We start from the raw sequence: 8,750 nt of genomic DNA, 5'->3' as shown, positions 1-8,750 counted from the left end.
GGCCAGGATCATCGTGAGGGCGACGGGAACGTCGAGGTGGAAGCCCTCGAGCCAGTCGGCGAGAGCGCCGCAGGCGAACCGGTAGCCGGTCCCGGCCGCGACGAAGACGCCCTCGCCGAGCGCGGCTTGGGCCCATCCCTCGGACCAGGGGAAGAGGTCGTCGAACTCCCGCGCCGTCAGCCCGCCGTCCGGCGCGCCCAGCATCCGCCGGGCCGCCTCGTGGCACCGCCCGGCCACCCGCGCGGCCAACCGCCGCACCGCCCGCGCCTCGGCGTTCGACACTGCGGACGGGACGGCCGGCGGGACAGCCGGCGAAACGGCACGCGCGGGTCGGAGGGTCTCCGCCTGCGCCCCCTGCGCGTCCGAGCGTGGCGCGGCGCGCCACCACAGGATGCCCGGCCCGCGCGCGGCGTCCTGCCTCGTCACGGTCGGTGTGCCCGGCTCGGGCGTGAGGGTGGGCGTCGACGCGGCCACGGCCGTGGGCGCGGACCGCACCGCCTGCGCGGCGAGCCGCTCGGCGATCCGCAGGCAGGCGAGGTCCAGTCGGGCGGAGAGCAGGTCGGTCCGGGTCAGCGGGCGCGAACGCGGCAGGGCCAGGGACGGCTGCGCCGAGCGAACCTCGCCCACCAACCGCAGCGCGAGCGCGTCACCCGCCGCGACCAGCCCGGCGACGCCGGGCTCCGAAGCCGCTCCCGTCACCGCCCCGGTCGCCGCAGGCACCTCCCGCAGTGCCAGCTCGCCCGCCGCGCGCGGATCGAGCGGACCGAGTCGGCGGCTGCCCTGCACGTCGTCGGGGGCCAGCACGGCGCTGGTGCGCTCCCAGAACTCCGGCAGGCAGCCCACCAGCAACCGGCACTCCGTACCCCGCAGCCGGCGCACGGTCTCCGCGCACCAGCCACGCCAGCGGGCCAGCAGCTGCGGCGGGGCCTCCTCGGGCGCGTCCAGGACGATCAGCAGCGGTCGATGCGCGGCGGCGGCGACGCGCGCGGCCTGACCCGCCAGCGGGGCGGGCGCGGGGTGGCGCAACAGCGCGTGCACGCGGCTGAGGGCGCGGTCCGCCGCGTCCAGGACGCTCGCGTCGCCTGCGGCGAGGTCCGCGCCGCGCAGCCAGAGGGTCGGCAGACGGTACGCGGAACGGGTGCGCTGCAAGGCGAGAGCCGCCAGCTCGGTCGTCCGTCCGCTGCCCGCCTCCCCGATGACCGCGAGCAGGGGGCGCACCGGGTCCCAGCCCTGGACCGTCTCCGGCAGTCCGTCCGCACGCGGCACGCGCCGCGCCGCGGCCTCGGTCGCCGCCGCGTCGATCCCGGCGGCGGCCAGTTCCAGCACCCCGGCGAGGTTCAGCGCGCGCCCGTGCGCGGGAACCGTCTCGGCGTTGCGGGCCAGCAGGTCCGCGAGCACCGGCTCGGCCGCCACCGCGCCGAGCCGCACCGCCAGCGCCGCTCCGCGCCGACGGCTGCGCAGCGCTGCCGTGGCGACCCCCACCGCCGCTCCGGTCTCCGCGTCGACGACCGGCCCGCCGGCGGCGTGGACGGGCAGCCCGGCGGGCGCCTGCTCCAGGCTCAACTGCCAGACGTCGGGCAGCAGCCAGAAGCGCTCGGAGGCCTCGTAGCGGGCGGTCACGAGCCCGGCGACCGCTCCCTGCAGGGCGGCGCCGTGGCCGGGCACGGAGACCAGACGCGTCCCCACCCCGTCGGCGATCGGCCAGGGCGTGCCGGGCGGGACGTCGGTGCGCAGCAGCGCCAGCCCGAGCGCGGGCAGCGGCACCATCCCGCCCGCGTCGACGCGGACGGAGCGCCCGTCGGGGTAGGCGAGCCGGAGCCCGGCGAGGCCGTCGACGACCTCGTGCGCCGTCACCAGCGTGCCCTCGTGGTCGACCCCGAAGGCGAGTCCCCGCAACGTCCCCCGCGAGTCACTGACGCGCACCAGCCCAGGCCCCACCGTCCCGCCTTTCGCCGTGCGGCGCGCACCCGCGCACCGCCTGCGGGGAGGCTGCCCACCGCTCACGACGTCCCGCCGGGTGCCCTTCCGCCCGCCCCTGCCGTGCTTCGCGCGCTCGCTCGATGGAGTGCAACGCGTTTCACACAGGGGCGGACGCCGCACGTCAGCGGCGCGCAGCCGGGGATGCCACGGTCAACCGGCGGCGAAGATCGCGCATGCGGCCGACGCGGACCGTCGTCGCCTCGCAGACCTCCACGAGACAGATGCCGAGCGTGCGCGCGACGGGCGGCTCCGGAATCTCCCTGGCGGGGATCTTCCGGAGCAACTACAGACCCGTCAGCGAGCCCGGGCGGGTGAGCGTGGACATCACTTGGCCTTGACGCCCAGCAGGTCGACCGGCGTGATCACCGGCGGCGCGCTGAGCATCGTCTCGGCCGCGCCCATCAGCGCCGCCGCGATCGCGCCCTGGAGGTGGGCCTGACGGCCCGCCTCGTCGTCGAAGGTGTCGAAGACGCCGAAGGTGGTGGCGTCCTGACGGAACGAGTACCAGGTGACGGTGTGCGGCTCCTGCTCGGCCAGGGCCGCCGCGTCGCGCAGCATCGCCTCGACCTTGTCGGCGTACTCGGGCTTGGCCTCGATACGCGCGAGCAGACCGATCTTCATGGGGGCTCCTTGAGGGCTTGCGAGGAACGTCGCCGGTTCTCCGGCACACCTCGAAACTACGCCCTGGCCCAACACCGAGATCAGTGGCAGAAACGCCATGGATGATAGCGTTTTCGTCATGGAGGTAGCGGTTCTCGTCTACGACGGCGTGTTCGACTCCGGGCTGTCCGCAGTCCTGGACGTGCTGGACGGCGCCAACGCGATGCGCGGCGAGGTCGGCGGGGCGCCGTCCTGGAACGTGACGACCGTCGGCTGCCGGCCCCAGGTCCGCACCGGAGCGCGGCATCTCGTCGAGACGCAGCCTCTCGACCGCGCCGACGCGGCCGACCTGCTGATCGTCCCCGCCCTGGCCGAGCGGCGGCCCGACGCCCTGCTGGAACGGGTCGCCGCCGAGGAGCTCGCCCCCGTCCGGGAGCGTATCGCCCGCACCCGTTCGCGCGGCACGGCCATCGCCTCGGCCTGCACCGGCACGTTCCTGCTCGCCGAGTCCGGGATCCTGGACGGCCAACGGGCCACGACCAGTTGGTGGCTCTCCCCGGCGTTCCGCGGGCGCTACCCGCAGGTCAGCATCGATCAGAGCCGGATGGTGGTCGCCTGCGACGGCATCACGACCGCGGGCGCGGCCTTCGGCCACGTCGACCTCGCGCTCCACGTGGTCCGGGCGGGCAGCCCGGCCCTGGCGGATCTGCTGGCCCGCTACCTGGTGATCGACGAGCGGCCGTCCCAGTCCGCCTACACCATCCCGAGCGCGCTCGCCCAGAGCGATCCGACGGTGGCCGCCTTCGAGCGCTGGGCCCGCACCCGCCTCGCCGAGCCGATCAGCATCCCGGACGCCGCCAAGGCCATCGGGGTCAGCAACCGGACGCTCCAGCGGTCCGTCCAGCGCAGCCTCGGCACCTCACCGATCCGCTTCGTCCAGGACCTGCGCGTCGAGCAGGCCTCCCACCTGCTGCGCACCACCGAGCTGTCGCTCGAGGTCATCGCCCGCAAGGTCGGCTACGAGCACCCGCACACGCTGCGGGTGCTGCTTCGCGAACGCACCGGGAAGACGACGACGGCACTGCGCGGCGTCTGACGGGGAGCGGTCGGCTCAGACGAAGACGGCGAGCGACTTCGCCTTGCCTCCGTGCTCCTCGATCAGCGCGAGGAAGCGCCCGTCCGGGTCGAAGACCGCGATCGGCTCGCTGACGCCCAGCCCCGGCGCGTCGATGCGGACGCCGGTCGCCAGCAGCCGGGCCTGCTTCTCGTCCACGTCCCAGCGCGGGAACGCGGCCGCGGCCGCGTCGGCGATCGGCAGGACGTTGTCGGCGAAGGACTCCTCCAGCTCCTCCAGCGTGTGCGCCACGTCGAGCCCGTAGGCGCCCACGCGCGTGCGGCGCAGCGCGGTGAGGTGGCCGCCGACGCCGAGGTCCGCGCCCAGGTCGCGGGCGAGGGCGCGAATGTAGGTTCCGGAGGAGCAGTCCACCGTGACGTCCAGGTCGACGACGGCCGTGCCGTCCTCGGCGACCGCGTCCCGGCGGCCGTGGACCTCGAAGCGGGAGACGGTGACCGGACGGGCGGCCAACGCGACCTCCTCGCCCTCGCGCACCCGCGCGTACGAGCGCTTGCCGTCGATCTTGATCGCGCTGACGCTCGACGGCACCTGCTCGATGGCGCCGGTCAGCTTGGCCACCCCGGCCGCGACCGCCTCGTCGGTCACGGCGTGCGCCGCGATCGAGGCGGTGATTTCGCCCTCCGCGTCGTCGGTGATCGTCGTCTGGCCGAGACGGATCGTCGCCTCGTAGGTCTTGGTCGTCAGCGCGAGGTGGCCGAGCAGGCGCGTCGCCTTCTCGCTGCCGACGACGAGCACGCCCGTCGCCATCGGGTCCAGCGTGCCGGCGTGGCCGACCTTGCGGGTGCCGGCCAGGCGGCGGATGCGGGCGACGACGGTGTGGGAGGTGATCCCGGCCGGCTTGTCGACGATGACCAGACCGTCAGGGCCGGTGCCCTTGCGCTTCACGAGGGGTTTCAGTCTTTCGTTCGGAGGACCGGGTTGCGGGGAGCTCAGTCGGGGATCGGGGCGGACTGCGCGTCGAGCGCGGCCCGGAAGGCCGCGACGGTGGCCGGGACGCCGCGGTGCGAGGTGAAGCCCGCCGCGTAGGCGTGACCGCCGCCGCCCAGCGCGGCGCAGGCCGCGGCGACGTCGACGGCCCCGTTCGCGCGCGAGGAGCCGCGCAGGCTGCCGTCCGGGTCCTCCTTCAGGACCAGGGCGACCTCCGCCTCGGCGGCCTTGCGGACCACGTCGATCAGACCCTCGATCTGCTCCGGCGGCACGCCGTGGGCGAGCAGGTCGGCCCAGGGCACCCAGGTCCAGACGAGGCCTCGGCCGCCCGCGGCCAGGGGCTCGAGCTCGGCCCGCTCCAGCGCGGCGGCCAGCACCTTCAGGTAGCCGAAGGACTGCGTGTCCCACAGCCGCCGGGAGATGGCGTCGTGCCGGACCCCGGCCGCCAGCAGGCGGGAGGCGAACTCGTGGGTGGCGGGCGTCGTGGCCGCGTAGCGGAAGGATCCGGTGTCGCTGGCGACCCCGGCATACAGGCAGGTGGCGATCTGCTGGTCCAACGGCACGCCGAGACGGCGCAGCAGCTCGTCGACGAGGACCGCTGTGGCCGGGGCCAGCGGGTCGATCAGACGCAGCGTGCCGAAGCCGGCGTTGGAGGTGTGGTGGTCGACGACGACCAGCTGTCGCGCGGCCTCCGCCTTGGCCTGCAGCAGCCCGAGCCTGCGCGCGTCGGCGACGTCGAAGCTGATCATCAGCTCCGGCCGCTCGGGAACCTCCGAGACCGGGACGATGAGCTCCTGGCCGGGCAGGAACGACAGGGAGGCGGGCACGACCTGAGGGTCGTCGCCGAAGGAGACGCGCACCTCGACGCCGCGCTGCCGCAGCGCGAGACCGACGGCCAGGGCGGAGCCCAGCGCGTCGCCGTCGGGCAGGACGTGCGCGAGCAGGTCCACGGAGGAGGCGCCGGCGATCGCGTCCAGCACCGCCTGCCAGTCCGCCTCACCGGGCCGCCGCAGCTCCCCGCGCGGGGACGGCAGCGCAGGGGCGGAGACGCCCACCGCGCCGGTGGGCGTCTCGATGTCGACGTGCGAGGCCACGTGGTCCGGCCGGCCGGGCACGACTACTCGTCCTCTGCCTCGTCGTCGGCGTCGACCGAGCCCTCGAGCTCCTCGTCGTACTCGCCCGGCTTGCGGTACGGGTCGGCCTCGCCGGCGAAGGTCTTGCCGACGGCGACGCTGCGCACCTCCGCGTCCTGCGCCCGGGCCTTGACGAGCAGGTCGTCCAGGTGGCGGGCGGTGTCCGGGATGGCGTCCAGGACGAAGGTCAGGGTCGGGGTGAAGCGGACCCCGGTCTCGCGCCCGACGGTGGAGCGCAGGATGCCCTTGGCGCTCTCCAGCGCGGCGGCCGAGGCCTCGCGCGCGGTCTCGTCGCCGTGGACGGTGTAGAAGACGGTGGCCTCGCGCAGGTCACCGGTCACGCGGGCGTCGGTGATGGTGACGAAACCGAGCCGCGGATCCTTGATCCGCCGCTGGAGCGTCTCCGCGACGACCACCCGAATGCGGTCTGCGAGCTTGCGCGCCCTCGCGGTGTCGGTCACTGGTCCTCCTCGTGCTGGTGGGCACCATGGGGAACGGTACCCGCGGACGCCCTCCTTGGGGCGACCTGTCCGATTGTCCTACTCGTCCTCGTCGTCGCGAAGCCTCCGCCTCGCGGAGAGCAGCTGCACCTCGGGCCTGCCCGAGACCAACCGCTCACAGCTGTCCAGGATCTCGGCGACGTAGGACGCCTCGCCGGAGACGACGGCCAGGCCGATCTCGGCCCGGCGGTGCAGATCCTGGTTTCCGGTCTCCGCAGCGCACACGCTGTACTTGCGCTGCAGTTCGGCCACGATGGGCCGCACGATCGACCGCTTCTCCTTGAGGGAGTGAATATCACCCAGAAGCAGATCAAACGTAAGTGTTCCCACGAACATGTGTGACAGGTCACGCCGACCTGTGAGGCCTCGGGAATCGGTGGGGACTGCTATGCCCTCACCGTACCGAGCGAGGAGGGGGCCGGTCGACGGAATTGGCTCCGTCTCCCGGCCCCCTCTCGTTACCTCAGGGACTTACGAGCGCGGCTTCTCGCGCATCTCGTAGGTCTCGATGGTGTCCTCCACCTTGATGTCGTTGTACGACCCGAGGGTGACACCGGCCTCGAAGCCCTCGCGGACCTCGGTCGCGTCGTCCTTGAAGCGGCGCAGACCCTCGATGGTGAGGTTCTCCGCCACGACCTTGCCGTCGCGGATGAGGCGGGCCTTGGCGTTGCGTCGGATGAGGCCCTCGCGGACCAGCACACCGGCGATGTTGCCGAACTTGGAGGAGCGGAAGACCTCGCGGATCTCCGCGGAGCCGAGGCGCACCTCCTCGTACTCCGGCTTGAGCAGGCCCTTGAGCGCCGCCTCGATCTCCTCGATCGCCTGGTAGATGACCGAGTAGTAGCGGATGTCGACGCCCTCGCGGTCCGCCGCCGTACGGGCGCGGCCCTCGGCCCGGACGTTGAAGCCCAGGATGATGGCGTCGGAGCCCATGGCCAGGTCGACGTCGGACTCGGTGATCGCACCCACACCGCGGTGCAGGATGCGGAGCTCGACCTCCTCGCCCACGTCCAGCTTGAGCAGCGCGTCCTCCAGGGCCTCCACGGAGCCGGAGACATCACCCTTGATGATGAGGTTGAGCTGCTGGATGCCGCCGGCGGCGATGGCCTTGTCCAGGTCCTCGAGCGAGACGCGGACCGGACGACGCGCGAACATGGCGTTGCGGTCGCGGGCCGAGCGCTTCTCGGCGATCTGGCGGGCGGTGCGGTCCTCGTCGACGACGATGAAGCTGTCGCCGGCGCGGGGCACCGAGGTCAGACCCAGCAGCAGCACCGGACGCGACGGACCGGCCTCCTGCAGGTTGTTGCCGTTCTCGTCGAGCATGGCGCGGACGCGGCCGTAGCTGTCGCCGACCACGATCGAGTCACCGACGTGCAGGGTGCCGCGCTGGACGAGGACGGTCGCCATGGCGCCGCGGCCCTTGTCCAGGTGGGCCTCGATCGCGATGCCCTGGGCGTCCTGCTCCGGGTTGGCCCGCAGGTCCAGGCTGGCGTCCGCGGTCAGGACCACGGCCTCCAGCAGGGAGTCGATGTGCAGGCCCTGGCGCGCAGAGATGTCGACGAACATGGTGTCGCCGCCGTACTCCTCGGCCACCAGACCGAACTCGGTCAGCTGACCGCGGACCTTGACCGGGTCGGCGCCCTCGACGTCGATCTTGTTGACGGCGACCACGATCGGCACACCGGCGGCCTTGGCGTGGTTGAGCGCCTCGACCGTCTGCGGCATGACACCGTCGTTGGCCGCGACCACCAGGATCGCGATGTCGGTGGACTTCGCACCACGGGCACGCATGGCGGTGAACGCCTCGTGACCCGGGGTGTCCAGGAACGTGATGGCACGCTCCTCGCCGTTGACCTCGGTGACGACCTGGTAGGCGCCGATGTGCTGGGTGATGCCACCGGCCTCGCCCGCGACCACGTTGGACTTGCGGATCGCGTCCAGCAGTCGGGTCTTACCGTGGTCGACGTGACCCATGACGGTCACGACCGGCGGACGCGGAGCGAGGTCATCCTCGCCGCCCTCGTCCTCACCGAAGTCGATGTCGAACGACTCGAGCAGCTCGCGGTCCTCGTCCTCGCGGGAGACGATCTCCAGCGTGAAGCCCATCTCGCCGGCGAGCATCTGCAGGATGTCGTCGGAGACGGACTGCGTCGCGGTGACCATCTCACCGAGGTTGAACATCACGGAGACGAGCGCCGCCGGGTTGGCGTTGATCTTGTCCGCGAAGTCCGTCAGGGAGGCGCCACGCGAAAGGCGCACGGTCTCGCCGTGGCCCTTCGGCAGCATCACACCGCCGACGGACGGGGCCTGCATGGCCTCGTACTCCTGGCGCTTCGCGCGCTTCGACTTACGGCCACGGGCCGGACGGCCACCGGGGCCACGGCCGAAGGCGCCCTGCGTGCCGCCACGGGCACCCGGACCGCCCGGACGACCGCCGAAGCCGCCGCCACCACCGGGGCGGGCGCCGCCGAAGCC

General features: G+C 73.2%; 7 protein-coding genes and 1 pseudogene. 1 reads left to right on the top strand and 7 read right to left on the bottom strand.

Annotated elements, in window-relative coordinates; translation table 11 throughout:
* A pseudogene (locus TR48_RS44005) lies at nt 1-1,923 on the bottom strand (hypothetical protein); the annotation flags it as partial.
* Nucleotides 1,924-2,304: 381 nt separating this feature from the next.
* On the bottom strand, nt 2,305-2,601 hold the full coding sequence (locus tag TR48_RS36485; protein ID WP_042374916.1) for a putative quinol monooxygenase: 297 nt from the start codon (nt 2,599-2,601) through the stop codon (nt 2,305-2,307).
* A 118-nt stretch (nt 2,602-2,719) separates the two neighbouring features.
* On the opposite strand from TR48_RS36485, the gene TR48_RS36480 reads away from it, so the two are divergent.
* Nucleotides 2,720-3,676 carry a GlxA family transcriptional regulator gene (locus tag TR48_RS36480; protein WP_042374915.1) on the top strand — a complete coding sequence of 319 codons (957 nt, stop codon included), beginning with the start codon at nt 2,720-2,722 and terminating at the stop codon, nt 3,674-3,676.
* Between the two features lie 15 nt (nt 3,677-3,691).
* Here the strand turns inward: TR48_RS36480 and truB are convergent, their stop codons facing one another.
* From truB to infB, 5 genes are all read right to left on the bottom strand, one after another.
* The gene (gene truB / locus TR48_RS36475) at nt 3,692-4,600 is read right to left on the bottom strand and encodes a tRNA pseudouridine(55) synthase TruB (protein ID WP_042374914.1); all 909 of its coding nucleotides are present in this window, start codon (nt 4,598-4,600) and stop codon (nt 3,692-3,694) included.
* Between the two features lie 44 nt (nt 4,601-4,644).
* Complete coding sequence (locus tag TR48_RS36470) at nt 4,645-5,757, bottom strand: DHH family phosphoesterase (protein ID WP_236652491.1); 1,113 nt, start codon at nt 5,755-5,757, stop codon at nt 4,645-4,647.
* A 2-nt stretch (nt 5,758-5,759) separates the two neighbouring features.
* Nucleotides 5,760-6,236, bottom strand: coding sequence for a 30S ribosome-binding factor RbfA (rbfA, locus tag TR48_RS36465; RefSeq protein WP_042374913.1), 477 nt, complete (start codon nt 6,234-6,236; stop codon nt 5,760-5,762).
* Between the two features lie 78 nt (nt 6,237-6,314).
* Nucleotides 6,315-6,611, bottom strand: coding sequence for a DUF503 domain-containing protein (locus TR48_RS36460; RefSeq protein WP_042374911.1), 297 nt, complete (start codon nt 6,609-6,611; stop codon nt 6,315-6,317).
* Nucleotides 6,612-6,746: 135 nt separating this feature from the next.
* Nucleotides 6,747-8,750 (bottom strand): translation initiation factor IF-2 (infB, locus tag TR48_RS36455; protein ID WP_042374909.1); only part of this gene is annotated, 2,004 nt, incomplete at its 5' end.

It is taken from the genome of Streptacidiphilus neutrinimicus (assembly GCF_000787815.1).
In the GTDB taxonomy this organism is placed as follows: Bacteria; Actinomycetota; Actinomycetes; order Streptomycetales; family Streptomycetaceae; genus Streptacidiphilus; species Streptacidiphilus neutrinimicus.
Note: the sequence above shows the minus strand (reverse complement) of the source record. Positions and strands in the feature narration are given on the sequence as shown.